The organism is Streptomyces sp. NPDC046939 (assembly GCF_040644575.1).
Classification (GTDB): domain Bacteria; phylum Actinomycetota; class Actinomycetes; order Streptomycetales; family Streptomycetaceae; genus Streptomyces.
This window is the reverse complement of the sequence record NZ_JBEYWV010000012.1, coordinates 104478-130630: the sequence shown is the minus strand read 5'-3', so window position 1 is coordinate 130630 and position 26153 is coordinate 104478. Positions and strand designations below refer to the sequence as shown.

The 26153-nt window shown below is 72.1% G+C and carries 21 protein-coding genes; 20 read left to right on the top strand and 1 reads right to left on the bottom strand.

Annotation, left to right across the window (positions count from 1 at the left end):
- Positions 1-44: 44 nt before the first annotated feature.
- From ABZ877_RS15685 to ABZ877_RS15650, 8 genes are all read left to right on the top strand, one after another.
- Positions 45-1211: a uroporphyrinogen-III synthase gene (locus ABZ877_RS15685; RefSeq protein ID WP_361070314.1), complete on the top strand. Its 1167-nt coding sequence runs from the start codon at positions 45-47 to the stop codon at positions 1209-1211.
- A gap of 37 nt (positions 1212-1248) precedes the next feature.
- Positions 1249-1782, top strand: coding sequence for a GNAT family protein (locus ABZ877_RS15680; protein ID WP_361070311.1), 534 nt, complete (start codon positions 1249-1251; stop codon positions 1780-1782).
- Between the two features lie 53 nt (positions 1783-1835).
- Positions 1836-2435, top strand: a complete 600-nt coding sequence (locus ABZ877_RS15675) for an ABATE domain-containing protein (protein WP_361070308.1) — start codon at positions 1836-1838, stop codon at positions 2433-2435.
- A gap of 114 nt (positions 2436-2549) precedes the next feature.
- Positions 2550-3125 carry a sigma-70 family RNA polymerase sigma factor gene (locus ABZ877_RS15670; protein ID WP_324774160.1) on the top strand — a complete coding sequence of 192 codons (576 nt, stop codon included), beginning with the start codon at positions 2550-2552 and terminating at the stop codon, positions 3123-3125.
- Positions 3122-3931 (top strand): zf-HC2 domain-containing protein, encoded by an 810-nt coding sequence (locus ABZ877_RS15665; RefSeq protein WP_361070304.1) that lies wholly within the window; start codon positions 3122-3124, stop codon positions 3929-3931. The genes ABZ877_RS15670 and ABZ877_RS15665 overlap by 4 nt, the downstream gene beginning before the upstream one ends.
- Before the next feature lie 91 nt (positions 3932-4022).
- Positions 4023-6395 (top strand): UvrD-helicase domain-containing protein, encoded by a 2373-nt coding sequence (locus tag ABZ877_RS15660; RefSeq protein ID WP_361070301.1) that lies wholly within the window; start codon positions 4023-4025, stop codon positions 6393-6395.
- Positions 6396-6751: 356 nt separating this feature from the next.
- Positions 6752-8185: an NAD-dependent malic enzyme gene (locus ABZ877_RS15655; protein ID WP_361070299.1), complete on the top strand. Its 1434-nt coding sequence runs from the start codon at positions 6752-6754 to the stop codon at positions 8183-8185.
- Positions 8186-8511: 326 nt separating this feature from the next.
- On the top strand, positions 8512-8793 hold the full coding sequence (locus ABZ877_RS15650) for an HU family DNA-binding protein (RefSeq protein ID WP_006374476.1): 282 nt from the start codon (positions 8512-8514) through the stop codon (positions 8791-8793).
- 370 nt (positions 8794-9163) lie between these two features.
- On the opposite strand, the gene murA is transcribed toward ABZ877_RS15650, so the two are convergent.
- On the bottom strand, positions 9164-10510 hold the full coding sequence (gene murA / locus ABZ877_RS15645; protein ID WP_361070296.1) for a UDP-N-acetylglucosamine 1-carboxyvinyltransferase: 1347 nt from the start codon (positions 10508-10510) through the stop codon (positions 9164-9166).
- Between the two features lie 254 nt (positions 10511-10764).
- On the opposite strand from murA, the gene ABZ877_RS15640 reads away from it, so the two are divergent.
- The 12 genes from ABZ877_RS15640 to mycP all read left to right on the top strand — a co-directional run bounded on the left by ABZ877_RS15640 (position 10765) and on the right by mycP (position 25984).
- The gene (locus ABZ877_RS15640; RefSeq protein WP_361070294.1) at positions 10765-11325 is read left to right on the top strand and encodes a YqgE/AlgH family protein; all 561 of its coding nucleotides are present in this window, start codon (positions 10765-10767) and stop codon (positions 11323-11325) included.
- Positions 11326-11390: 65 nt separating this feature from the next.
- Positions 11391-11678: a DUF3039 domain-containing protein gene (locus ABZ877_RS15635; protein ID WP_361070292.1), complete on the top strand. Its 288-nt coding sequence runs from the start codon at positions 11391-11393 to the stop codon at positions 11676-11678.
- A gap of 172 nt (positions 11679-11850) precedes the next feature.
- Positions 11851-13203 carry an extracellular solute-binding protein gene (locus ABZ877_RS15630; RefSeq protein WP_361070290.1) on the top strand — a complete coding sequence of 451 codons (1353 nt, stop codon included), beginning with the start codon at positions 11851-11853 and terminating at the stop codon, positions 13201-13203.
- Between the two features lie 317 nt (positions 13204-13520).
- The gene (locus ABZ877_RS15625; RefSeq protein ID WP_361070507.1) at positions 13521-14435 is read left to right on the top strand and encodes a sugar ABC transporter permease; all 915 of its coding nucleotides are present in this window, start codon (positions 13521-13523) and stop codon (positions 14433-14435) included.
- Positions 14432-15295 carry a carbohydrate ABC transporter permease gene (locus ABZ877_RS15620; protein ID WP_361070288.1) on the top strand — a complete coding sequence of 288 codons (864 nt, stop codon included), beginning with the start codon at positions 14432-14434 and terminating at the stop codon, positions 15293-15295. The genes ABZ877_RS15625 and ABZ877_RS15620 overlap by 4 nt, the downstream gene beginning before the upstream one ends.
- Before the next feature lie 13 nt (positions 15296-15308).
- Positions 15309-16931 (top strand): beta-N-acetylhexosaminidase, encoded by a 1623-nt coding sequence (locus ABZ877_RS15615; RefSeq protein WP_361070285.1) that lies wholly within the window; start codon positions 15309-15311, stop codon positions 16929-16931.
- A gap of 361 nt (positions 16932-17292) precedes the next feature.
- The gene (locus ABZ877_RS15610) at positions 17293-18189 is read left to right on the top strand and encodes an FAD binding domain-containing protein (protein ID WP_361070282.1); all 897 of its coding nucleotides are present in this window, start codon (positions 17293-17295) and stop codon (positions 18187-18189) included.
- Positions 18186-19904 carry a 2Fe-2S iron-sulfur cluster-binding protein gene (locus tag ABZ877_RS15605; RefSeq protein ID WP_361070279.1) on the top strand — a complete coding sequence of 573 codons (1719 nt, stop codon included), beginning with the start codon at positions 18186-18188 and terminating at the stop codon, positions 19902-19904. The genes ABZ877_RS15610 and ABZ877_RS15605 overlap by 4 nt, the downstream gene beginning before the upstream one ends.
- Positions 19901-22234 (top strand): molybdopterin cofactor-binding domain-containing protein, encoded by a 2334-nt coding sequence (locus ABZ877_RS15600; RefSeq protein ID WP_361070276.1) that lies wholly within the window; start codon positions 19901-19903, stop codon positions 22232-22234. The genes ABZ877_RS15605 and ABZ877_RS15600 overlap by 4 nt, the downstream gene beginning before the upstream one ends.
- A 138-nt stretch (positions 22235-22372) precedes the next feature.
- The gene (locus ABZ877_RS15595; RefSeq protein WP_361070274.1) at positions 22373-22936 is read left to right on the top strand and encodes a hypothetical protein; all 564 of its coding nucleotides are present in this window, start codon (positions 22373-22375) and stop codon (positions 22934-22936) included.
- Positions 22936-24648 (top strand): hypothetical protein, encoded by a 1713-nt coding sequence (locus ABZ877_RS15590; RefSeq protein ID WP_361070271.1) that lies wholly within the window; start codon positions 22936-22938, stop codon positions 24646-24648. The genes ABZ877_RS15595 and ABZ877_RS15590 overlap by 1 nt, the downstream gene beginning before the upstream one ends.
- A gap of 4 nt (positions 24649-24652) precedes the next feature.
- A complete protein-coding gene (mycP, locus tag ABZ877_RS15585; protein WP_361070269.1) occupies positions 24653-25984 on the top strand; it encodes a type VII secretion-associated serine protease mycosin in 1332 nt (443 codons plus the stop codon).
- Positions 25985-26153 lie beyond the last annotated feature (169 nt).

The following is a 26153-nucleotide window of genomic DNA, read 5'->3' as shown; positions in this document are numbered from 1 at the left end:
CTCGGGCGGCACCGACACGACCGTCGAGCGGGACGAGAACCAGCATGGACGACGAACAGCAGGCCCCCGGGGCGGCGCGGGCGCACGGTCCGCTCGCCGGGTTCACCGTGGGCGTCACCGCCGCGCGCCGCGCCGACGAACTGGGCGCGCTCCTGAAGCGGCGCGGCGCCACCGTGCTGCACGCGCCCGCGCTGCGGATCGTGCCGCTCGCCGACGACAGCGAACTCCTCGCCGCGACCAAGGAACTCCTCGACCACGCCCCCGACATCGTGGTCGCCACCACCGCGATCGGCTTCCGCGGCTGGGTCGAGGCCGCCGACGGCTGGGGTCTCGGCGAGGCGCTGCTCGCCCGCCTGCGGGCCGTGGAGATCCTCGCGCGCGGGCCGAAGGTGAAGGGCGCGGTCCGCGCGGCGGGCCTCACGGAGGAGTGGTCGCCGTCGTCGGAGTCGATGGCGGAGGTGCTCGACCGGCTCCTGGCCGAGGGCGTGCAGGACCGGCGGGTCGCGGTCCAGCTGCACGGCGAGCCCCTGCCCGGCTTCGTGGAGGCGCTGCGGGAGGCCGGCGCCGAGGTGGTGGGCGTGCCCGTGTACCGATGGATGCCGCCGGAGGACATCGGCCCCCTCGACCGGCTCCTGGACGCGACCGTGGCCCGGGGCGTGGACGCGCTGACGTTCACCTCCGCACCGGCGGCCGCCTCGTTCCTGAACCGGGCCGAGGAGCGCGGCCGGCTCCCCGACCTCCTCACGGCCCTCGGGCACGAGGTGGTCCCGGCGTGCGTCGGCCCGGTCACGGCGCTGCCGCTCCAGGACCGCGGGGTGCCCACGGTGCAGCCCGAGCGCTTCCGGCTGGGCCCGCTCGTCCAGCTGCTCTGCCACGAACTGCCGTCCCGCGCCCGGACGCTGCCCGTCGCCGGGCACCGCCTGGAGATCCGCGGCCACGCCGTCGTGGTCGACGGCGACCTCCGCCCGGTGCCGCCCGCCGGCATGGCCCTCCTGCGCTCCCTGGCGCGCCGCCCCGGCTGGGTGGTGTCCCGCGCCGATCTCCTGCGCGCGCTGCCGGGCGCGGGCACCGACGAGCACGCGGTGGAGACGGCGATGACCCGCCTCAGGTCGGCCCTCGGCGCCCCGAAGCTGATCCAGACGGTGGTGAAGCGGGGCTACCGCCTCGCGCTCGACCCGGCATCGGCGGACGCCAAGTACGCCGACGGGTGAGCGGGGCGGCCCGGACCCCCGCGCGTACCGTACGCACATGCTGATCACCGACACCGTCGAGCTGCGGCCGGCCGTCCCCTCGGACGCCCAGGCTCTCGCCGACGCCTATCTGCGCAACCGGGAGCACCTGAGCGCCACCGAGCCGCCGCGGCGGCCCGAGTTCTACACGGCGGCCGGGCAGGCCGAGCGGATCACCGAGCCGAACAGCGCGACGTGGCTGCTGGTCGACGGGGAGCGGGTCGTCGGGCGCCTCATGCTGAGCGGGATCGTGCTCGGGCCGCTGTGCAGCGGAAGTCTCGGCTACTGGGCCGACGCCGAGTACACCGGGCGCGGGCTGGTCTCCGCGGCCGTCGAGGAGATCTGCCGCGCCGCCCGCGACGAGCTGGGCCTGCACCGCGTCGAGGCGAGCGCCCTTACCGACAACAAGGCGTCGCAGCGTGTGCTCGCCAAGTGCGGCTTCGTCGAGTACGGCAGGGCGCCCGCCTATCTGTTCATCGCGGGGGAGTGGCGCGACCACCTCCTCTTCCAGCGGCTGCTGCACACGGGCCCGCCCCGGCACCTGCGCACGTAGCCCGCCGTTACCGGGGGTTCCGGCGGGGCGGTGGGGCGGGCACTGTAGAGGGCATGGCAGCAGTACCCACAGGGCCCTCCCTCTCCCCGCTCCCTGAGTTGCGGTTCGACTCCGGACGCCTCTGCCTGGACCTGGTCGCCACCGCACACCCCGGCGAACGCCTCACCTCCCCCGACCGTCTGCGCGCCTGGCTCGTCGGCGCGGGCCTCGTCCCCGATCCCGCCGCGCTCGCCGCGTGCACCCCGGCCTGGCTCGCCGCCTTCCGTGAACTGCGCGTCCACATCGCCCAGTTGGTACGGGGCGAGCTGGCGGGCCGCCCCGCTCCCGCCGCCCTCGAACGCGTCAACCTGCTCGCCCGCGCCGCCCCGCCCGCGCCCCGCGCCGTCCGCACCGCCGACGGCGCCCTCGTCCGCGCCCTGCACGACGCCCCGGGCTGCCCGGCGCTGCTCGCGGCCGTCGCCCGGGACGTCGTGGACCTGCTCACCGACCCGGCCGTCCGCGGCTGCCTGCGTCAGTGCGAGGGCGACAACTGCCCGATCATCTACCTCGACACCTCCCGGGGCCGCAGGCGCCGCTGGTGCTCCAGCGAGGTCTGCGGCAACCGGGAACGCGTGGCCCGGCACCGCCGCAGGGCGGCCCTCGCGCGCGCCTGAGCGCACTTTGTCGAACTGCCCTTGAACGCACGCGCGTTCGTCTACGTATCCCTCCCGTGAACCCAGCCGAAAAAAGACGGCCGGATCGTCGAACCGGGGACACCGGAGGTAGGCGTGCGCAAGGATTCCGCCGTGGCCGATGAACGCCCTCCCCGGGCCCGGCATCGTGCGCCCCGGCCGCCGGAGCCGGACGAGGAGCTGATGCGCGCGCTCTACGCCGAGCACGCGCGGCCCCTCCTCGCCTATGTGCTGCGGCTGGTCGCGGGGGACCGGCAGCGCGCCGAGGATGTCGTGCAGGAGACGCTCATCCGCGCCTGGAAGAACGCCGGTCAGCTCAACCGTGCGACCGGCTCGGTACGCCCCTGGCTGGTGACGGTCGCCCGACGCATCGTCATCGACGGCCACCGCAGCCGGCAGGCCCGGCCGCAGGAGGTCGACGCGTCACCGCTGGAGGTCATCCCCGCGGAGGACGAGATCGACAAGGCGCTGTGGCTGATGACACTCTCCGACGCCCTGGAGGACCTGACCCCCGCGCACCGCGAAGTGCTCGTGGAGACGTACTTCAAGGGGCGTACGGTCAATGAGGCGGCCGAGACGCTCGGCATCCCCAGCGGCACGGTGCGCTCCCGCGTGTTCTACGCGCTGCGCTCGATGAAGCTGGCGCTTGAGGAGCGGGGGGTGACGGCATGACGTCGGCGTACGGGGCGAGCGGTCCGGCCGGGCACGGTCCGGCGGGTGACGTGCACGAGGCGGTCGGCGCGTACGTCCTCGGCGTGCTCGACGACGCCGAGGCGAGCGCCTTCGAGGCCCATCTCGCGGGGTGCGAGGTGTGCGCGGCGCGCCTGGAGGAGTTCGCGGGGATGGAGCCGATGCTCGCGGCCCTCGCCGATCTGCCGCCCCGGCGGGACGCGTCCGCCGTGCGCCGGGTCGGGGAGTCCCTGGCCGCGGCGCCCAGCCACCGGCTCGCGGAGTCGCTGGCCGGTGAGGTCGCGCGCAGGCGCGGGCGCAGGCGGCGCCGCTCCCTGTACCTGGTGGCGGCAGCGGCGGCGCTGATCATCGGCGGCCCGCTGACGGTCATGGCGGTCTCCGACGGCGGCGACTCCCAGAGCGTCGCGGAGCCGCACCCCACGAGCCCCGCCGAGGACGCCTTCTTCCACCACATGGACGAGAAGGTGTCGGGCACGGACGCGACGACGAAGGTCAGCGCGACCGTCGGGATGGAGGACAAGGCGTGGGGGACGCACACGGTCCTCCAGCTCAAGAATGTGAAGGGCCCGCTGAAGTGCAGCCTCGTCGCGGTCGGCAAGAACGGCTCGCGCGAGACGGTCACCACCTGGTCCGTCCCGAAGTGGGGCTACGGCATCAAGGACAGCCCGCACGAGGACGCCACCTACCCGCTGTACGTGCACGGGGGCGCCGCCTTCGACCGCGATCAGATCGCCCGTTTCGAGGTCGAGACGCTCGACGGGAAGCGACTGGTGGAGGTACGCGCGTGACCTCGCCGCCGGGTCGCCGCCCTCCGACGTAGCCGCCCGGCCCCCTTTCGCGTACCTTTGACGGCTGCCCAGCACGTCAGAAGGGGGCCCGGTGGCCGCTCAGGCTCAGCAGGATCCAGCGGTGGATCCGGCGGTGGACTCGGATACGGACTCCGTTCGTGACCGCGAGATCGGTGTCGAACAGCACCATCTCGACGCCGTCTACCGCCGTCTGGAAGAGAAGATCCACGAGGCGGAGTTCCTGATGGACGACGCCGCCAAGCGCGGGCAGGTCGGCACGCCCGGCGCGCTCGCCGAGCGGGACGCCCAGGTCTTCCGCGCCGGCATCCACCTCAGCCGGCTCAACAACGAGTTCGAGGACTTCCTCTTCGGCCGTATCGACCTGCTCCGGGGCAAGGACGGCAAGAAGGGCCCGGACGGCGCGTACACCGCGGTCGAACCGGCCGAGGGCGCCGTCCGCCCGGACAACACGGCCGACATCGCCGAGACGCTGCACATCGGCCGCATCGGCGTCCTGGACGCCGACTACTCGCCGCTCGTCATCGACTGGCGGGCCCCGGCCGCCGCGCCGTTCTACCGCTCCACACCGGTCGACCCGGGCCGCGTCGTCCGCCGCCGCGTGATCCGCTCCAAGGGCCGCAAGGTGCTCGGCGTCGAGGACGACCTGATGCGCCCCGAGCTGACCGCCTACCTGGACGGCGAGCGGCTCCCCGCGATCGGCGACGGCGCGCTGATGGCCGCGCTCGGCCAGGCCCGCTCCCACTCGATGCGCGACATCGTCGCCTCGATCCAGGCCGAGCAGGACCAGGTGATCCGCGCCCCCGCCGCCTCGGTCACGTACGTCGAGGGCGGGCCCGGCACCGGCAAGACGGCGGTGGCGCTGCACCGCGCCGCCTACCTGCTCTACCAGGACCGCCGCCGGTACGCGGGCGGCATCCTCATCGTCTCGCCCACCCCGCTCCTCGTCGCCTACACCGAGGGTGTCCTGCCCTCCCTCGGCGAGGAGGGCCAGGTCGCGATCCGCGCGGTCGGCTCCCTGGTCGACGGCGCCGAGGCCACCGAGTACGACAGCCCGGCCGTCGCCCGCGTCAAGGGCTCCTCGCGGATGCTGAAGGTGCTGCGCAAGGCGGCGCGCGGCGCCTTGGAGTCGGGGCGTCCGGCCCCTGCGGAACAGCTCAGCCTGGACGACTCCGAGGAGCAGGAGGCGGCCCCCGCCGGCACCCCCACCCGCCTCCGCGTCGTCGCCTTCGGCCGCCGCCTGGAGCTGGAGGCCGACCAGCTCAACCGCATCCGCCAGGCCGCCCTCAGCGGCACGGCGCCGGTCAACCACCTGCGCCCGCGCGCCCGCAAGCTCCTCCTCGACGCCCTGTGGGAGCAGTCGGGCGCGGGCAGCCGCCACACGGACCCGGAACTCGCCGCCGAGCTGCGCTCCTCCTTCGACGACGACATCACGGGCGAGGACGACTTCGTACGGTTCCTGAGCGCCTGGTGGCCGGAGCTGACGCCCCGCGCCGTCCTCACCGCCATGTCCGACGAGCGGCGCCTCGGCCGCTGGGCCCGGCGCGTGCTGAACCCGGGCGAGATCCGCAAGGTCGCCAAGTCCCTGCGGCGCGACGCCCTGTCCGTGCACGACGTGGCGCTCCTGGACGAGCTGAACGCCATCCTCGGCACCCCGGCCCGCCCGAAGATGAAGCGCGAGTACGACCCGCTGGACCAGCTCACCGGGCTTGAGGAGCTGATGCCGCAGCGCGAGGAGTCCCAGCGCGAGCGCGCCGAGCGGCTCGCCCAGGAACGTACCGAGTACGCGCACGTCATCGTCGACGAGGCGCAGGACCTCACGCCGATGCAGTGGCGCATGGTGGGCCGCCGGGGGCGCCACGCCACCTGGACCGTGGTCGGCGACCCGGCGCAGTCGTCCTGGTCGGACCCGGACGAGGCGGCCGCCGCCCGCGACGAGGCGCTCGGCACCCGCCCGCGCCGCCGCTTCACCCTGACCGTGAACTACCGCAACCCCTCGGAGATCGCGGAGCTGGCCGCGAAGGTCCTGGCGCTCGCGATGCCGGGCTCCCCGTCCCCGTCCGCGGTCCGCTCCACCGGCGTCCAGCCGCGGTTCGCGGTCGTACGGGACCGGCTCGGCGCCACCGTCCGGGAAGAGGCCCAGCGTCTGCTCGACCGGGTCGACGGCACGGTCGGTGTCGTCGTCGCGATGAACCGCCGCGCGGAGGCGGCCCGCTGGCTGGAAGGGCTCGGTGAGCGGGTGGTCGCGCTCGGCTCCCTGGAGGCCAAGGGCCTGGAGTACGACGCGACGGTCGTGGTCTCCCCGGCGGAGATCGCCGACGAGTCCCCGGCGGGCCTGCGCGTGCTGTACGTGGCGCTGACCCGCGCGACGCAGCAGCTCACCGTGGTCTCCGGGGAACGGGACGAACCGGACGCGAACGGGGTGCCGGACCTGCTGCGCGACTGACTCCGCGACGGACTCTTGTGTCGGGAGCAGCCGGTGTTACCGTTGAAAGCGGCACCGGCCCGATCCAAGCCCCCGGGCCCAACCATCGTCCCTTCGAGGGACCACTTGCCGCGAGGCGAGCATGGCGGGTCGGTGTCATGAACGGAGAGCGAGAGGCTCACGTCACTCAGTGGCGTGAGCCTCTCGTCGTTTCCGGCCCCTCTTCCTCTCCCGCCGCACTTCTCGTATGGTGGAAACTCAATTCCGAAAATACGGTGAACGTAAGGTTCACAATCCGATGCGGCTACCACGTACTCGGCGGTAGGTGGGAGCATCGGACGGCAACAGCTACACGGTGAAAGCAGAGGAAGTCGGCCATGGCAACGGCGCCCAGCGTCTCCTACTCGATGACGGTCCGGTTGGAGGTGCCCGCGAGCGGTACGGCTGTCTCGCAGCTCACCACCGCCGTGGAGTCCTCCGGCGGCTCGGTGACCGGCCTCGACGTCACCGCCTCCGGCCACGAGAAGCTCCGGATCGACGTCACGATCGCGGCCAGCTCCACGAAGCACGCGGACGAGATCGTCACGGAGCTGCGCGAGATCGAGGGCGTCACGCTCGGGAAGGTCTCCGACCGTACGTTCCTGATGCACCTCGGCGGCAAGATCGAGATGCAGTCCAAGCACCCCATCCGCAACCGTGACGACCTCTCCATGGTCTACACGCCGGGTGTGGCCCGCGTCTGCATGGCGATCGCCGAGAACCCCGAGGACGCCCGGCGCCTGACCATCAAGCGCAACACCGTCGCGGTCGTGACGGACGGCTCCGCCGTCCTCGGCCTCGGCAACATCGGCCCGATGGCCGCCATGCCCGTCATGGAGGGCAAGGCCGCCCTCTTCAAGCGCTTCGCCGACATCGACGCCTGGCCGATCTGCCTGGACACCCAGGACACCGACGCCATCGTCGAGATCGTCAAGGCGATCGCCCCCGGCTTCGCGGGCATCAACCTGGAGGACATCTCCGCGCCCCGCTGCTTCGAGATCGAGGCGCGCCTGCGCGAGGCCCTCGACATCCCCGTCTTCCACGACGACCAGCACGGCACCGCCATCGTCGTCCTCGCCGCCCTCACCAACGCCCTGCGCGTGGCGGGCAAGGGCATGGGCGACATCCGCGTCGTCATGTCCGGCGCGGGCGCGGCCGGCACCGCCATCCTCAAGCTGCTGCTCGCGGCGGGCGTGAAGAACGCCGTCGTCGCCGACATCCACGGCGTCGTCCACGCCGACCGCGAGGACCTCAAGGACGCCGACAAGGACTCGCCGCTGCGCTGGATCGCCGACAACACCAACCCCGAGGGCCTCACCGGCACCCTCAAGGAAGCCGTCGTCGGCGCCGACGTCTTCATCGGCGTCTCCGCGCCGAACGTCCTGGACGGTGACGACGTCTCCGCCATGGCCGACGGCGCCATCGTGTTCGCGCTCGCGAACCCGGACCCCGAGGTCGACCCCGCGGTCGCCCGCCAGACGGCCGCCGTCGTCGCCACCGGCCGCTCCGACTTCCCCAACCAGATCAACAACGTGCTGGTCTTCCCGGGCGTCTTCCGCGGCCTGCTCGACGCCCAGTCGCGCACGGTCAACACCGAGATGATGCTGGCCGCCGCGACGGCCCTGGCCGACGTCGTGACCGAGGACGAGCTCAACCCGAACTACATCATCCCGTCCGTCTTCAACGACAAGGTCGCGGGTGCCGTCGCCGGCGCCGTGCGCGACGCCGCGAAGGCCGCCGGGACCGTTGTGACGGGCACCACGACCGCCTGAGGCCCGGCGCGTCGCGGATCACGGGCCCCGCCGGGGCCCTTAGGGTGGCCGGGGAGCAGGCCCGACACGCCCCCGGCCCCCGGGCAATAAGGCTTTCCAGGTGATGCCGTCAGCGCCGGATTGGCTTTACCGCCGCTGGTGGGGGCAGGATGCATCCCCAAGGACGTGGTCCAGGGGGCGCCCCCAGCGGGCGCGAGGGTCCTGCGATACGGACCCCGGGTCCCGGGCCTGACCGAGACCCTGGCAGCATCGGCTTCGCTGTTGCCCCACATACGGCCCGGCCGTATGGCACGCCTCAACGGCAAGAAGAACACGGGAGTACAAACATGAACCGCAGTGAGCTGGTGGCCGCGCTGGCCGACCGCGCCGAGGTGACCCGCAAGGACGCCGACGCCGTGCTGGCCGCGTTCGCCGAGACCGTCGGCGAGATCGTTGCCAAGGGCGACGAGAAGGTCACCATCCCCGGCTTCCTGACCTTCGAGCGCACCCACCGTGCCGCTCGCACCGCTCGTAACCCGCAGACCGGCGACCCGATCGACATCCCGGCCGGTTACAGCGTGAAGGTCTCCGCGGGCTCGAAGCTCAAGGAAGCCGCCAAGGGCAAGTAGCCTTCGGCGATCTTGCGGCGGGCGGTCATCCGGGGTTCCGGGTGGCCGCCCGCCGGTTTTCCGGGGGTGCGTCTGCCGGATTCCGGTTCGATGCCGTCTGCGGCTCCGTCGGGGCTGGTCGCGCAGTTCCCCGCGCCCCTGAGGGCATGCGGCTTCGCCGCAGCCCCATCAGGGCGCGTTCCACGCGCCTTCTGAGATGGCGCACGAAGTGCGCATCTCAGGGGCGCGGGGAACTGCGCGACCAGCCACAGCGCACCCGCAGACGGCCGAGAAAGCCTCTGGGGCATCCTCTGAGCCGCCGGAACGGCGATGGGGCCCACCCGGATGATCCGGGTGGGCCCCATCGCCGTAGAGCCGGGGAACGCGACGACTAGCCGAGCGCCTTGCCAGGAAGTTCGACCTTCGCCCCGAGCTCGATGAGCTTGTCCATGAAGTTCTCGTAGCCCCGGTTGATCAGATCGATCCCGTGCACCCGGGACGTGCCCTGCGCCGCGAGCGCCGCGATCAGGTACGAGAAGCCACCGCGCAGGTCGGGAATGACCAGGTCGGCCCCCTCCAGCTTGGTCGGGCCCGAGACGACCGCCGAGTGCAGGAAGTTGCGCTGGCCGAAGCGGCAGTCGGAGCCGCCCAGGCACTCGCGGTAGAGCTGGATGTGCGCGCCCATCTGGTTCAGGGCCGAGGTGAAGCCGAGCCGGGACTCGTACACCGTCTCGTGCACGATCGACAGGCCGGTGGCCTGCGTGAGCGCCACGACGAGCGGCTGCTGCCAGTCCGTCTGGAAGCCGGGGTGGACGTCCGTCTCCAGCGCGATCGACTTGAGCTGGCCGCCCGGGTGCCAGAAGCGGATGCCCTCGTCGTCGATCTCGAAGGCGCCGCCGACCTTGCGGTAGGTGTTGAGGAAGGTCATCATCGAGCGCTGCTGGGCGCCGCGCACGTAGATGTTGCCGTGGGTGGCGAGGGCGGCCGAGGCCCAGGAGGCCGCCTCCAGGCGGTCGGAGAGCGCGCGGTGCGTGTAGCCGCCGAGCTTGTCCACACCGGTGATGCGGATGGTGCGGTCGGTGTCCATCGCGATGATCGCGCCCATTTTCTGCAGGACGCAGATCAGGTCCTCGATCTCCGGCTCGACGGCCGCGTTCGAGAGCTCCGTCACGCCCTCGGCGAGGACGGCGGTGAGCAGGACCTGCTCGGTGGCGCCCACGGAGGGGTAGGGCAGGCGGATCTTGGTGCCGCGCAGCCGCTGCGGGGCCTCCAGGTACTGGCCGTCGGCGCGCTTCTCGATCGTCGCGCCGAACTGGCGGAGCACCTCGAAGTGGAAGTCGATCGGCCGGCCGCCGATGTCGCAGCCGCCGAGGCCGGGGATGAAGGCGTGGCCGAGGCGGTGCAGCAGGGGGCCGCAGAGCAGGATCGGGATACGGGACGAGCCCGCGTGGGCGTCGATGTCCGCGACGTTCGCCGACTCCACGTGCGAGGGGTCCATCACCAGCTCGCCCGGCTCCTCACCGGGGCGGACCGTCACGCCGTGCAGTTGCAGCAGACCGCGTACGACCCGGACGTCACGGATGTCGGGGACATTGCGCAGCCGGCTCGGAGCGCTGCCGAGCAACGCGGCCACCATGGCCTTGGGCACCAGGTTCTTGGCGCCGCGGACCCGGATCTCGCCCTCCAGCGGGGTTCCGCCGTGGACAATCAGTACGTCGTCAATGCCGGTGACGGTCATGTATCTCGCGTTCCGAAGAGGGTGGGCAGGGGGCCAAGGGACAAGGGTAAGCGCGCGGAGCGCCGCACTTGTCAGCCCGAGGGCGCTCCGGACCGTCATGAATTGGCTACAACACGAACCGTTACGAATAGGGCGCAAGGGGTGACCGCCCCGGTCGCGCACGGCCCGCGCGACCGTGGCCGCGCTGAGCTGCCGTCTTGTCGTTCTCGCGCTTGTCTCCCCGCGGCCGGGGAAAGTGCGGGATCATGTCTGGCATGACCGAGGTGTCCTCGCTCACAGGGCGGTTGCTCGTGGCCACTCCCGCTCTGGCGGACCCGAATTTCGACCGTGCGGTGGTGCTGCTCCTCGACCACGACAAGGAGGGCTCGGTCGGCGTCGTCCTCAACCGGCCCACCCCCGTGGACGTCGGCGACATCCTGGAGGGCTGGGCCGATCTCGCCGGCGAGCCCGGTGTCGTCTTCCAGGGCGGCCCCGTCTCCCTCGACTCGGCGCTCGGCGTCGCCGTCATCCCCGGTGAGGACGGCCCGCTGGGCTGGCGCCGCGTGCACGGTGCGATCGGCCTCGTCGACCTGGAGGCGCCGCCCGAACTGCTGGCGGCGGCGCTCGGCTCGCTGCGCATCTTCGCCGGTTACGCGGGCTGGGGCCCCGGCCAGCTGGAGAACGAGCTGTCCGAAGGCGCCTGGTACGTCGTCGAGTCCGAGCCCGGCGACGTCTCGTCGACCCGCCCCGAGAACCTGTGGCGCGCGGTCCTGCGCCGCCAGCGCGGCGAACTGGCGATGGTGGCGACCTACCCGGACGACCCGTCGCTCAACTGACCAGCTCAGGCGGCGTCGGCGGCGGGCCTTCGTCCTGGGCGCGGGCTTCAGTACCCTTGGCTGCTATGAGCACTCTTGAGCCCGAGCGCGGGACTGGTACGGGGACCCTCGTAGAGCCGACGCCGCAGACGTCGCACGGCGACGGCGATCACGAGCGCTTCGCCCACTATGTCCAGAAGGACAAGATCATGGCGAGCGCTCTCGACGGCACGCCTGTCGTCGCGCTCTGCGGCAAGGTCTGGGTGCCGGGCCGCGACCCGAAGAAGTACCCCGTGTGTCCCATGTGCAAGGAGATCTACGAGTCCATGGGTGCGGGCGGCGACAAGGACGGTGGCAAGGACGGCGGTAAGTAACCCGCTCTCTCCTCGACCTTTCCCCGAAGGCCCTCGAAGGTTCCTCAAGGCCCCTGGTGTGCGGTGACGCACGCCGGGGGCCTTTGTGTCTTCCCTCACGGAAACCATTGCGCTCACTGGTCCAGTCCTTCTAGCCTCCTCCCTGTTGTGCACAGCGAAACAATCATTGCGTATGTTGCAACGACAGCTCGGAGGCGTTCCGTTGAAGCTCCCCGTGAAGTTCCCGCGCAGAACCGCCGCGCCGCTGACGGCACTTGGCGCGCTCGTCCTGGCCGCCGCCACCGCCTGCGCGCCCGGCACCTCCGACAACAGCGGCTCCGCCAAGGACGACAAGAGCGGCACGCTGCGCGTCTGGCTCTTCCAGGAGGTCAACAACGGGCCGAAGCAGAAGTCCGTCGACGCCGCCGTCGACGCCTTCGAGAAGGCTCATGACGGCGCCGAGGTGAAGGTCGAGTACATCCCCGTCGACACCCGCGCCGAGAAGATCAAGGCCGCCTTCAACGACCCGAAGAGCGCGCCCGACGTCATCGAGTACGGCAACACCGACACCGCCGGGTACGTGCGCGACGGCGGACTCGCCGACGTCAGCGCCGAGTTCGGCTCCTGGTCCGAGGCGAAGGACACCGACCCGACCGCCAAGGAATCCGTGACGGTCGACGGAAAGGTCTACGGCGCCCCGTACTTCGTCGGCGCCCGCGCCCTCTACTACCGCACCGACGTCTTCAAGGACCTCGGCATATCCGTCCCCAAGACCCAGGACGAGCTGGCCGCCACCGCCAAGAAGATCCACAAGGAGCGGCCCGAGCTGTACGGTCTCGCGGTCGGCGGCGCGTACACGTACGGCGCGATGCCCTTCATCTGGGCCAACGGCGGCGACCTCGCCGAGAAGAAGGGCGACACCTACACCAGCACCCTGGACTCGCCCGCCGCCCAGAAGGGCATCAAGGCGTACACCTCCCTCTTCGGCGACGCCAACTGTCCCGCCGCCAAGTGCGCGGGCATGGGCGGCAACGACACCGTCACCGCCTTCGCCTCCGGCAAGGCCGCCATGGCGATCGGCGGCGACTTCAGCCACCAGGCCATGGAGGACGGCAAGGTCACGGGCGCGTACGCGGTCGTGCCGCTGCCCGGCGTCAAGGCCGGGGAGATCGCGCCCGCGTTCGCAGGCGGCAACAACATCGGCGTCCTGAAGAGCACCTCGCACCGCACGCTCGCCGTCGACCTCATGAAGCGCCTCGCCGGGAAGGACGCCCAGCGCGCCCTCTTCGACGGCATGGGCTTCCTGCCGACCTTCACCGACGTCCGCGAGGAGGTCGCCAAGCGGGAGCCGTTCGTCGAGCCCTTCGTGAAGACGCTCGGCGCCGGAACCAAGTTCGTCCCCACCTCGCCCGCCTGGGCGAAGATCGACGCCTCACTCGTCCTGCCGACCATGTTCCAGGAGATCATCAGCGGCCGTAAGACCGTGGAGACCGCCTCCGCCGACGCCACAAAGAAAATGAACGAGGCGTTCGGAGCGACCGGGTGAGCTCCGCGCAAACCGGGGACGGCGCCAGGCCCTCCGGTGAGAACCAGGGCGGGCCCGCTGGTGAGATCCGGGGCGGGCCCGGGGGTGGGGTCCGGGGCGAGGCCCGAGGCTGGGTCCCGGGTGAGGCCCGGGGCAGGGGTGAGGCCGGATCCCCAGGCGGAATTCGGGACGGGGGCAAGGCCGGGTCGCCTGACGGAATTCGGGGCGGAGGCAAGACCGGGACCCCGAGCGGAGGCAAGGCTGGATCCCCGGGCGGGACCAAGGCCGGGACCCTGGGCGGGCTCCGGGACGGGATCAAGGCCGGGCCCCCTGGCGGAATCCGGGGCGGAGGCAAGGCCGGGTTCCCGGGCGGAACCCGGGGCGCTGGATGGACCCCCTGGCTTTATCTCGCCCCCGCCCTGGTCCTCCTCGGTGGACTTCTCGTCTACCCGATCTACCAGCTCGGCCTGATCTCCTTCCTGGAGTACACGCAGGCCCAGGTCAGCGGCGGCGAACCGGCTACCTTCCAGGGGCTCGGCAACTACCAGCACCTCTTCTCCGACAGCCAGTTCTGGCAGGTCCTGCTCGCCACCGTGCTCTTCGCGGCGGCCTGCGTCCTGTCGACCCTGCTCGTCGGCTGCGCGCTCGCCGTCCTCCTGACCCGGGTCCGGGCCGTGCCCCGCCTCGCCCTGATGCTGGCCGCGCTCGGCGCCTGGGCCACCCCGGCGATCACCGGGTCCACCGTCTGGGTCTTCCTCTTCGACCCGGACTTTGGCCCCGTCAACAAGGTCCTCGGACTCGGCGACCACTCATGGACGTACGGCCGGTACAGCGCCTTCGCGCTCGTCCTGCTCGAAGTGGTGTGGTGCAGCTTCCCGTTCGTCATGGTCACCGTGTACGCGGGCATCCGCGCGATCCCCGCCGAAGTGCTCGAAGCGGCCTCCCTCGACGGCGCCTCGCAGTGGCGGACCTGGCGCTCGGTCATGGCGCCGATGCTCCGCCCGATCCTCGTCGTCGTCACCATCCAGTCGATCATCTGGGACTTCAAGGTCTTCACGCAGATCTACGTCATGACGAACGGCGGCGGCATCGCGGGCCAGAACCTCGTCCTGAACGTCTACGCCTACCAAAAAGCCTTCTCGGGCAGCGAATACAGCCTCGGCTCCGCGATCGGCGTCGTGATGCTCGTCATCCTGCTCGCCGTCACGCTCGTCTATCTCCGGATCATGCGCAGAGAGGGGCGGGAACTGTGAGCCTTTCCGGTGTCAGGGCGGTACGTGCACTCCGCATCCGGCGCCCCTGGCGGCTCGCCGCCGAGGCCACCGCGCTGCTTGTCGCGATCGCCGTCGCTTTCCCGCTCTATTGGATGGTGCTCAGCGCCTTCAAACCGGCGGGCGAGATCGAATCGACCGAGCCACGCCCCTGGACGTTCTCCCCGTCCCTCGACTCCTTCCGGCGCGTCTTCCAACAAGAGGAATTCGGGCGGTATTTCGTCAACAGCCTCATCGTGGCGGGCACGGTCGTCATCGTCTCCGCGCTCGTCGCATTCCTCGCCGCGACCGCGGTGACCCGCTTCCGTTTCCGGTTCCGTACGACGCTGCTCATCATGTTCCTCGTCGCGCAGATGGTGCCGGTCGAGGCCCTGACCATTCCACTCTTCTTCCTGATGCGGGACTTCGGGCAGCTCAACACGCTCGGCTCGCTGATCCTGCCGCACCTCGCCTTCTCCCTGCCCTTCGCGATCTGGATGCTGAGGGGCTTCGTGAAAGCGGTGCCGGAAGCGCTTGAGGAAGCCGCCTATCTGGACGGCGCGAGCCGCGCCAGGTTCCTGTGGCAGATCCTCTTCCCGCTCGTCTTCCCGGGACTTGTGGCGACGAGCGTCTTCTCCTTCATCTCCACCTGGAACGACTTCCTCTTCGCGAAGTCCTTCATCATCAGCGACACGTCCCAGTCGACGCTGCCGATGGCCCTGCTCGTCTTCTTCAAACCCGACGAGAACGACTGGGGCGGAATCATGGCAGCCTCGACCGTGATGACCATTCCGGTACTGGTTTTCTTCGTACTCGTACAGCGGCGCCTGGTGTCCGGGCTCGGCGGCGCGGTCAAGGACTGAGAGGTCTCCCTCCATGGATCTGTTGGATCTGATTCCGGCACCCCGTCACGTCTCGTCGGACGGAGACGGCTCCTACGTCCTCGACAGCGGTACGGGCATCAGCGCGGGGGCGGGCACCGAACCCACCGCCCGCTGGCTGCGCGGCACCCTCGGCGCCGTCACCGAACTCCCGCTGCCCCCGCAGACCGAGGGCGCCGCCGCCATCCGGCTCGCGATCGACCCGTCCCTGGGCGCGGAGAGCTACCGCCTGCGCGTCACGGAGACCGGCGTCGACCTCGCCGGCGGCGGAGCGGCCGGCGTCTTCTGGGGCGCCCAGACGCTGCGTCAACTCCTCGGCCCGGACGCCTTCCGCCGCGCACCGCTCACCGCCGGCCGGCAGTGGGCCGTCCCGTACGTCACCGTCGAGGACAGCCCCCGCTTCGGCTGGCGCGGCGCCATGCTCGACGTCGCCCGGCACTTCATGCCCAAGGACGGCGTCCTACGCTTCATCGACCTGCTCGCCGCCCACAAGCTGAACGTCTTCCACTTCCACCTCAGCGACGACCAGGGCTGGCGCGTCGAGATCAAGCGGTACCCGAAGCTGACGCAGGACGCGTCTTGGCGCACGCGCACCAAGTGGGGCCACCGCGCCTCCGAACTCTGGGACGACAAGCCCCACGGCGGCTTCTACACCCAGGACGACATCCGCGAGATCGTCGCCTACGCGCACGCCCGCCATATCGCGGTCGTCCCCGAGATCGACCTGCCGGGCCACTCGCAGGCCGCCATCCACGCGTATCCGGAACTCGGCAACACCGACGTCATCGACACGTCCTCCCTCCCCGTCTGGGACACCTGGGGCATCAACCCGAACGTACTCGCCCCCACCGACACCACACTCCGCTTCTACGAGGGCGTCTTCGAGGAGCTGCTCGACCTCTTCCCGTCGACCTTCATCCACGTAGGCGGCGACGAGTGCCCCAAGGACCAGTGGAGGCAGTCACCGACCGCGCAGGCCCGCATCAAGGAGCTGGGCCTCAAGGACGAGGACGAACTCCAGTCCTGGTTCATCCGCCACTTCGACACCTGGCTGAGCGAGCGCGGCCGTCGGCTCATCGGCTGGGACGAGATCCTGGAGGGCGGCCTCGCGCCCGGCGCCGCCGTCTCCTCCTGGCGCGGCTACGGGGGCGGCATCACCGCCGCCAAGGCGGGCCACGACGTCGTCATGTGCCCCGAGCAGCAGGTCTACCTCGACCACCGGCAGGCACCCGGCGACGACGAGCCGGTCCCCATCGGCTTCGTGCGCACCCTGGAGGACGTCTACCGCTTCGAACCGGTTCCGCCGCAGTTGACCGAGGCCGAGGCGCGCCACGTCCTCGGCACCCAGGCCAACCTGTGGACCGAGGTGATGGAGAACCAGCAGCGCGTCGACTACCAGGCGTTCCCGCGCCTGGCCGCGTTCTGCGAGGTGGCGTGGAGCGAGCTGCCCGCGCCCGCCGAACGCGACTACGCCGACTTCGAGCGCCGGATGGCCTCCCACTTCCGGCGACTTGACGCGCTCGGCGTCGGCTACCGGCCGCCGTCCGGCCCCCTGCCCTGGCAGCGTCGACCCGGCGTACTCGGACGCCCGATCGAGGGGGCGCCGCCGAACGTGTGAGGCACGCGCGCGTGGCGGGCCCGGCCCCCTTGGCGGCCCGCCGCGCCCGTCCCGTACGACGCCGCGCCCGGCCCCGTACGACGCCGCAAAGGTCACCGAAGCGGGTCAATCAGAGCCCACCGGCGATCAACCCCGCATAACGGTCATCTCCCAGGTGGAAGGGGCGAATGCCTCCTACCGGACCCCAACTCCGGGTGCCCGCGAAGATGTGCCAGAGTTGCCACGTCCGGCCTGTCAGCACGTACCGTACGGCGGAACAGGCGTAACGGCGGGAACGGCGGTCACGCGAGCGGCGTCAGCCCACGTGAGCACCACCGTGGCCGCCGGGCGCGCGGCCGGGCATCGGGAAGGGGCAGCCGGTTTGACCACGCACGCACCGCAGGCGACACAGGCCGCGGTACTTCCGACCTCGCTCGACGAGGCGGTCGCGGCCCTCGCGGCCATGCCCGCCGCCGTGCCCGTCGCCGGCGGCACCGACCTCATGGCCCAGGTCAACGCGGGTCAACTCCGCCCCGCCGCCCTCGTCGGCCTCAACCGGATCAGCGAGATCCGCGGCTGGCAGTACCAGGACGGCCACGCCCTCCTCGGCGCGGGCCTCACCCACGCCCGCATCGGCCGCCCCGACTTCGCCGCCCTCATCCCCGCCCTCGCCGCCTCCGCGCGCGCGGCGGGCCCGCCCCAGATCCGCAACGCGGGCACCCTCGGCGGCAACATCGCCTCCGCCGCCCCGACCAACGACTCGCTGCCCGTCCTCGCCGCCCTCGAAGCCACGTTGATCATCGCCGGGCCGCAGGGCGCCCGCCGCGAAGTGCCCGTCTCGCACCTGCTCGCAGGGATGGAGATGCTGCGCCCCGGCGAGCTCATCGGCTTCGTCCGCGTGCCGCTGCTGCACGCCCCGCAGGTCTTCCTCAAGGCCACGGGACGCACCGGCCCGGGACGCGCCACCGCCTCCGTAGCCCTCGTCCTCGACCCCGCCCGGCGCGGTGTGCGCTGCGCCGTCGGAGCCATCGCGCCGATGCCGCTGCGCCCCCTGGAGGCCGAGCAGTGGGTGGCCTCGCTCATCGACTGGGACGGCGACCGCGGGGCGCTCGTGCCCGAGGCCGTGCACGCCTTCGGCGAGTACGTCGCCGCGGCCTGCATCCCCGACCAGCCCCCGGCCCCGGACGGCACCCAGGAGGCGCTGCCGCCCGCCGTAACTCATCTGCGGCGCACCGTCGCCGCGCTGGCCCGACGTGCACTTGGGAGGGCGCTGTCGTGACGAACGAGTACCACGGACCGGATCCGGACGCCGCACCGGACGCGGACGGCTGGCAGCCGCTGCCCCAGGGCGACTACGACTCCGACGCCACGGCCTTCGTCCAACTGCCCCCCGACGGCTTCCCGGACGCGCCGCTCGCCGCGCCCGGTCACGGCTACGTGCCCCCGCAGATAACGGTGAGCCCGGTCACGGGTGCCGCCGCGACCGATCCGGCGGCCACGGGGGTGTGGGTGCTTCCGCCGGAGCTGACCGGGGTGGCGGGGGCGCCGTACGGGGCCGGACCCGCGCCTGAGCCGGAGCCCCAGCCCGAGCCGGAACCGCATCAGCAGCCGTACGGGTTCGCGCCGGGCGGTGACACGGGGCAGTGGTCGATCCCCGTCGCCGAGGGCGAACTGCCGGACGAATCGGGCGAGTACACCACTTCTTCACTGGCGTCCCACTGGGGTGACCGCACCCCTCCCGCGACGCTGCCCGGCGGCGCGCCGGCCCCCTGGGCGGCGGAACCGTGGGCGCGGGCGGCCGAGCCTGTCGCGGAGGAGGCGGTGGGGGAGCCGGAGGCGGCTGAGCCCGATCCCGAGCCCGAGGCTCCGGTCGTGCCGGAGCCGGAGCCCCGTTCAGTGGCCGAGGCGGCGCCCGAGCCGGTCGCCCAGGACGTGCCCGAGACCGCGAACGGGGCCGAGCCGGGCCCGGTGGCCGAGCCCAGCCCGGTGGCTGAGGCCGGCCCCATGCTCCAGTCCGGCCCAGTGGTCGAGCCGGGGGGCGTGACTGAGCCTAGCCCGGTCGCCGAGGCCGACCCCGTGGCCCAGTCCGTCCCAGTGGCCGAGCCGGGTCTCGTGGCCGAGCCCGCTTCCGAGGCCGAGCCCGGCCCCGCAGCCGAGCCCAGCTCCGAGGCCGAGCCCAGTCCCGTAGCCGCCCCCGGCGACGACGCCAAGGCCGCGAACTCCGAGAGTGCCGCGGACGCCGCGAACGCCGAGAGCGCGACCGCTGAAGGCACCCCCGCCGACCCCACGCCCGTCGACCCCGAGCCCGCCGCCGAACCCGACGCGGCCCCGGCCCCCCTGCACGACGACCACCCCATGACCAGCTACGTCCTCCGGGTGAACGGCACCGACCGCCCCGTGACGGACGCCTGGATCGGCGAGTCGCTGCTCTACGTGCTGCGCGAACGCCTCGGCCTGGCAGGCGCCAAGGACGGCTGCTCGCAGGGCGAGTGCGGCGCGTGCAACGTGCAGGTGGACGGCCGCCTCGTGGCCTCCTGCCTGGTGCCCGCCGCGACGACCGCGGGCAGCGAGGTCCGTACGGTCGAGGGCCTCGCCGAGGACGGCCGCGCCTCGGACGTGCAGCGCGCGCTGACCGCGTGCGGTGCCGTCCAGTGCGGCTTCTGCGTGCCCGGCATGGCGATGACCGTCCACGACCTGCTCGAAGGCAACCCGAACCCCACCGACCTGGAGGCCCGCCAGGCGCTCTGCGGCAACCTGTGCCGCTGCTCGGGCTACCGGGGCGTGCTCGACGCCGTGCGCCAGGTCGCCGACGCGCGCCAGGCCGCCCAGCAGGCGGCGGCCGAGACGGCGGAGACGGTGGACACGGCGCAGGGCGCGGGGACGGGGGAGGCGGCGGAGCGGACCGCGCCGGACGGGCCCCCGCTCATCCCGCACCAGGGCGGCCCGGCGTCGAGTGAGGACATCCGGGACAGTTGGGACGGAGGCCGAGCGTGACCAGCGAGACGACGGAGACCCCCGCGGCCCCCGCGACGGAGGAGATCCCGCACGGACTCGGCGCGAGCCTGCCGTCCGTGGAGGCCGACGCCAAGGCGGCGGGCACCTTCCCCTACGCCGCCGACCTGTGGGCCGAAGGGCTCCTGTGGGCGTCGGTCCTGCGCTCCCCGCACGCGCACGCGCGCGTGGTCTCCATCGACACCACCCACGCGCGTGAGATGCCCGGCGTCCGCGCGGTCGTCACCCACGAGGACGTCCCCGGCGGCCCGCTCGCGGGGCACCGCACGGCGGACCGCCCGGTCTTCGCCTCCGACGTCGTGCGCCACCACGGCGAGGCTCTCGCCGCGGTCGCCGCCGACCACCCCGACACGGCCCGCATGGCGGCCGCCGCGATCATCGTCGAGTACGAGGTCCTCGAACCGGTCACCGACCCGGAGAAGGCGTTCGCCGCCGAACCCCTCCACCCCGACGGCAACCTGGTCCGCCACATCCCGCTGCGCCACGGCGACCTCGACGCGACCGGCGAGGTCGTCGTCGAGGGCCTGTACCGCATCGGCCGCCAGGACCCGGCCCCCATCGGCGCGGAGGCGGGCCTCGCCGTGCCCCGCCCCGACGGCGGCGTCGAGCTGTACATCGCCTCGACCGACCCGCACGGCGACCGCGACGCGGCGGCCGCCCGCTACGGCCTCACCCCGGATCAGGTGAAGGTCGTCGTCACCGGCGTCCCCGGCGCGACCGCCGACCGCGAGGACCAGAGCTTCCACCTCCCGCTCGGCCTCCTCGCCCTGCGCACCGGCTGCCCGGTGAAGCTGACGGCGAGCCGTGAGGAGTCCTTCCTCGGCCACCCCCACCGCCACCCGACCCTCCTGCGCTACCGCCACCACGCGGACGCGGACGGCAGGCTCGTCAAGGTCGAGGCCCAGATCCTCCTCGACTCCGGCGCCTACGCGGACACGTCCTCGGACGCGCTCGCGGCGGCCGTCGCCTTCGCCTGCGGCCCGTACGTGATCCCGAACGCCTCCATCGAAGGCTGGGCGGTCCGCACCAACAACCCGCCCTCCGGCCACGTACGCGGCGAAGGCGCACTCCAGGTCTGCGCCGCCTACGAGGCCCAGATGGACAAGCTGGCGAAGAAGCTCGGCGTCGACCCGGCCGAGCTGCGCATGCGCAACGTCCTCGCGACCGGCGACGTACTCCCCACCGGCCAGACGGTGACCTGCCCCGCCCCGGTGGCCGAACTCCTCGCCTCCGTACGGGACTTCCCCCTCCCCGCGCTGCCCAAGGACACCCCGGAGGACGGCTGGCTGCTGCCCGGCGGCCCCGAGGGCGCGGGCGAGCCCGACGCGGTCCGGCGCGGCGTCGGCTACGGCATCGGCATGGTGCACGTCCTCGGCGCCGAGGGCGCGGACGAGGTCTCCACGGCCACGGTCAAGGTCCACAACGGCGTCGCCACGGTCATCTGCGCGGCGGTCGAGACGGGTCAGGGCTTCACCACCCTCGCCCGTCAGATCGTCCAGGAGACCCTGGGCATCGACGAGGTCCACGTGGCACCGGTCGACACGGACCAGCCACCGGCGGGCCCGGGCTGCCGGGGCCGCCACACCTGGGTCTCCGGCGGAGCGGTGGAACGGGCGGCGAAGATGGTCCGCACCCAGCTCCTCCAGCCCCTCGCCCACAAGTTCGGTATGTCCACGGAGTTGCTCCAGATCGCCGACGGCAAGATCACGTCGTACGACGGCGTCCTGTCGACCACGGTCGAGGAAGCCATGGACGGCAAGGAGCTCTGGGCCACGGCCCAGTGCCGCCCGCACCCGACCGAGCCGCTGGACGCGTCTGGCCAGGGCGACGCCTTCGTCGGCATGGCGTTCTGCGCGATCCGCGCGGTCGTCGACGTGGACATCGAGATCGGCTCCGTACGGGTCGTGGAGCTCGCGGTCGCCCAGGACGTCGGCCGCGTCCTCAACCCGCGCCAGCTCGCCGCCCGCATCGAGGCCGGCGTCACCCAGGGCGTGGGCGCCGCCCTCACCGAGAACCTCCGCACCCCCAAGGGCATCGTCCGCCGCCCCGACCTCACCGGTTACGCCCTCCCCACTTCCCTGGACACCCCCGACATCCGCATCGTCAAACTCGTCGAGGAACGCGACGTGGTCGCCCCCTTCGGCGCCAAGGCCGCCGGCACCGTCCCGGTCGTCGCCTCCCCGGCGGCGATCGCCTCGGCGGTCCGCGCGGCGACGGGCCGCCCGGTCAACCGCCTGCCGATCCGCCCCCAGGCGGCGGTGGTCACGGAACAGCAGACTCCACCGACACCCAACGGCCCCGAGACGCCCTGACCGCGGCCCGATAGCGACGGTGGTGTCACCTGTGACCCCTGCGCACTGTCAGTGCGGGTGGCTAGAGTTGTCACTCGACCTACTTGTTGTAAAGACGCGCAGTATGTGCTCATGGGGGAACGGGGAGGTGCGGACGCGATGACGCACGACAAGGGCGGGGGCTCGACCGGCCTGGGCGGCTGGCCGTTCGGCGTGGTCGAGGCGGCCAAGGACGCGGTCGGGGACATCGTCACGGAGCTGGAGTCGTTCACCAAGTTCCAGCAGCGGGTCGACCAGTTGATCAAAGACCTGAGCGAATCCCCGGCGGGCCCGAAGAAGGTCGGCCAGGAGGCGCTGGAACGCACCAAGTTCGGCGGCGGCCACAGCAGTTGGCACGAGGCCCACCAGGTCTTCACCCAGTACGACACGGTCATCGCCGACCTGGAGAACCTCTCCAGACTTCTCTCCGACTCCATCGAGGCCATGGGCATCGCCGTCATGGCCTCCCACAAGGGCTACGAGAACGTCGACATGGACGTGCGGCGCCGGATGGCGGCGATCAGCGCGGAGACCACGCATCACTATGGCGGGGAGTACGTGCCGGAGCCCGCGCGGACCAAGTCGTCCGACACCCCCGGCGCGGCGGCGCCCGGAACAGCGGACCCCGGAACAGCGGAGCCCGGGACGGCGAATCACGGCGGCGGACAGGAGACGGGGCTCTGATGGCGGGGCAGAAGAAGACCTCCTTCGACGGCATGACGCACGAGCAGATGCTGGCGTGGCTCGACGCCGCGGACGCGGGCACGGTGCAGGCGGCGGCCGACAAGCTCGCCTCCGCGGCCAAGGAGATCCACAGCATCGCCGACGAGCTCAAAGTGCGCCCGCAGTGGGTGAAGTGGAAGGGCGAGGGCGCCGACTCCTTCCGCCAGTGGGCGGGCAAACTGGCCAACGCGACCGTGGCGCTGGGCGACTACAGCCAGGAGTCGTCGAAGTGGCTCGGCCACGCGGCCCAGGCGATCAGCAAGGCGAAGACCTCGGTCCCGCGCGACGAGAACGTCGACGCCAACATCGACGCGGCACGCTCCGCGCACAACGACCCCGACTCCCAGACGATCCTCTCCAAGAACATGGCGATCCGCCAGCAGACCGCCGACGAGCTGGACAAACTGGGGCAGGCGTACTCACTGTCGACCAGCCAGATGGCGGCGGCGCGGAAGCCGGATCTGCTGAAATTTCCGCCGCCACCGAAGGTCATTCAGGACCCGGCGGCGGGGCAGATCTACGGCGACGGTGAAGACCTGGCCGCAGAGCCCGGCCGTTCGACGACCGGCGGCTCACCGGCTGGGGGTCAGGCCCGGGGAACCGTCACCGGCCCTTCGAGCGCTCCCACGATGGGACACGCTGAGGCAGCCCCGGTCACCGGACACGCGGAGGCACGGCACGTCGCGGTCGAACCCGGCCCGACGCACGCCGACCCCGGAAGTACGCGCCCGACCGTCGTCGACCCCGCTGCGGGGGCCACCCCTGTCGTGCCCGAGGCACCGTCACGGATGGACATCGACTCCGTCAACACGCTGCCCATCGCCCCTCAGTCGCCGAGCACCGCCGTCCCGCCAGGCGCCACGGGCCCGACCGGCCCCGGGGGCGGCGGCCCGGTCAGCCCTGTTCCGGTTCCCCCGACGTACGGCATCACCGGCACGCCCGCCCCGGCCGCACGCGGTACGGGCAATCCACCGGGAGGGCGCCCGGTCAGCGGTCCCCCTGCCGCAGGCCCGCAGGCCAGGCCGGGTACTCCACCGGCCTCCAACGGGTTCGGCCGAGCCACCCAGAGCACCTTGCCCCCGCAGGGCGGGACCGCCACGGGGCGGCCCGCCGGCCCCTCGGCCGGACGAGCCCCCGCCCAGGGCGGAGTCACCGGCGGGCGCCCGCAGCCGACGACGGGCAGGGCAGGAACCGGCGTACCGCGAGGCACCGTCATGGGCTCTGAGAGCCCGAGCGGCTCACGCGGTGCCACAGGGGCGCGCGGACCGTCGGGGCAGCCGTCGGCAGGCATCAGCGGAAGGCCGACGGCCACGAGCGGAGGCACGCGCGGCACGCAGGGCCGGCTGTCCGCCGGGGCCACCGGGGACAAGGGCGTCGTCGGCGGGCGGCCGAGCAAGGAGCAGCGACCGAACTCCCGGGCCTTCACCCGCGGCGGGTCGGGGCTTGTCCGCCCCCAGGGCGCGCCCGGCGGGACGAGCGATGACCGGACCGGTGCGGCGGGCCGCGGCGGCACTGGTGCCGCACCCAGGGGGCCGCGAGGCAACGGACGTCAGGACGACGCGCAGAGCGACCGTCCGGACTACGTGACCGAGGATCAGACGACGTGGCAGCCGGACGGGCGCCGTAATGTGCCCCCTGTTGTCGCGGACCAGACGAAGAACGACGAGAGGTAGTCCCATGCGCCCGATGCCCACCGGAGGCATCCACCGCGGGAGTCTCGGCGCGGCGGCGTCGGCAGCCTTGGGACTGCTCCTGGTGGGCACCCTGGCGGCCACGCCCGCGCAAGCCGCCTCGTTCCGTTCGCAGCAGTGGCACCTGGACGCCATGAAGGCGGACCAGATGTGGCGGACGAGTACCGGCAAGGGCGTCACAGTCGCGGTCATCGACACCGGCGTCAATGCCGACCACCCGGATCTGCGCGGCCAGGTCCTGCCCGGCGAGGACCTGGCCGAGGGACCGGCGGGTGACGAGCACACGGACTACGACGGTCACGGCACCGGCATCGCGGGGATGATCGCCGGAACCGGGGCCGGCAATGGCGGGAACGGTGCCTTCGGGCTCGCGCCGGGCGCCAAGATCCTCCCGATCCGTCTGCCGCAAGCCGAGAAGGCCGCCAACGGCGCGCAATCCGATGAGTGGACCCTCGAAGGTGCCGCGAAAGGCATCCGGTACGCGGCGGACCACGGCGCGAAGGTGATCAACATTTCGCAGGCGGCCACGGGAGAGACCCCGCGACTGACCGAAGCGGTCAGATACGCCTTGGGCAAGGGGTCACTGATCTTCGCGGGTGTGGGCAACGACGGGGCCACCACCAACCTGGTGCAGTACCCCGCCGCCACCCCCGGCGTCGTAGGCGTCGCAGCGATCGACAGGAATGGACGGCGTACGAAGGAGTCCACCTACGGCTCGCAGGTCGACATCGCGGCCCCGGGTATGGACATCGTCCACGCCTGCGGCGGCAAGACCGGCTACTGCAGAACCCACGGCACCAGCGACGCCACCGCCCTCGCCTCGGCGAGCGCGGCCCTGATCTGGTCCAAGCACCCGGACTGGACCAACAACCAGATCCTCCGCGTCATCCTCAACACCATCGGCGGCGTCAAGGACGACAACAACAAACGCAGCGACTACATCGGCTACGGCGCCGTCCGCCCCCGCATCGCCCTGACCGATCCGGGGGACCCGGGGCCGGCGGACGAGTTTCCGATGGCGGATTATCCGGCGGCGGCGAAGACACCGTCTCCCGAAGCGTCAACGGGCACCGGCGACCGCGCCTCCGCCGCCACTGCCCAGGACACGGAGAACACCGCGCAGTCCGACGACAGCAACACGGGGTTGTGGATCGGCGTGGGCGTCGCGGCCGCCGCGGTGATCGGGGGCGCCACCGCGTTCGGCCTGGCTCGGCGCCGCCGCGGGGACGACCGGCAGCTCCCACCACCGGGTGCGCCGATGCAGCCATATGCCGGAAGCCACCACACCACAGCTGACAACCCGTACCGCAACCCCTGAGCTCAGCCGCGAACGGAGGGCGCTGATGCCCGGTTGAGAGGGATGTCGCACCCAGCCTTCTCGTGAGCGTACGAGGCTGCGCTCCGAGCCAGATCGATGAGTTGCGCTCGTGTTGCGGAATCGCCCCGACGCCCGAGTTCGACAGTGAGGCTGATGTTGTACTGGGGGC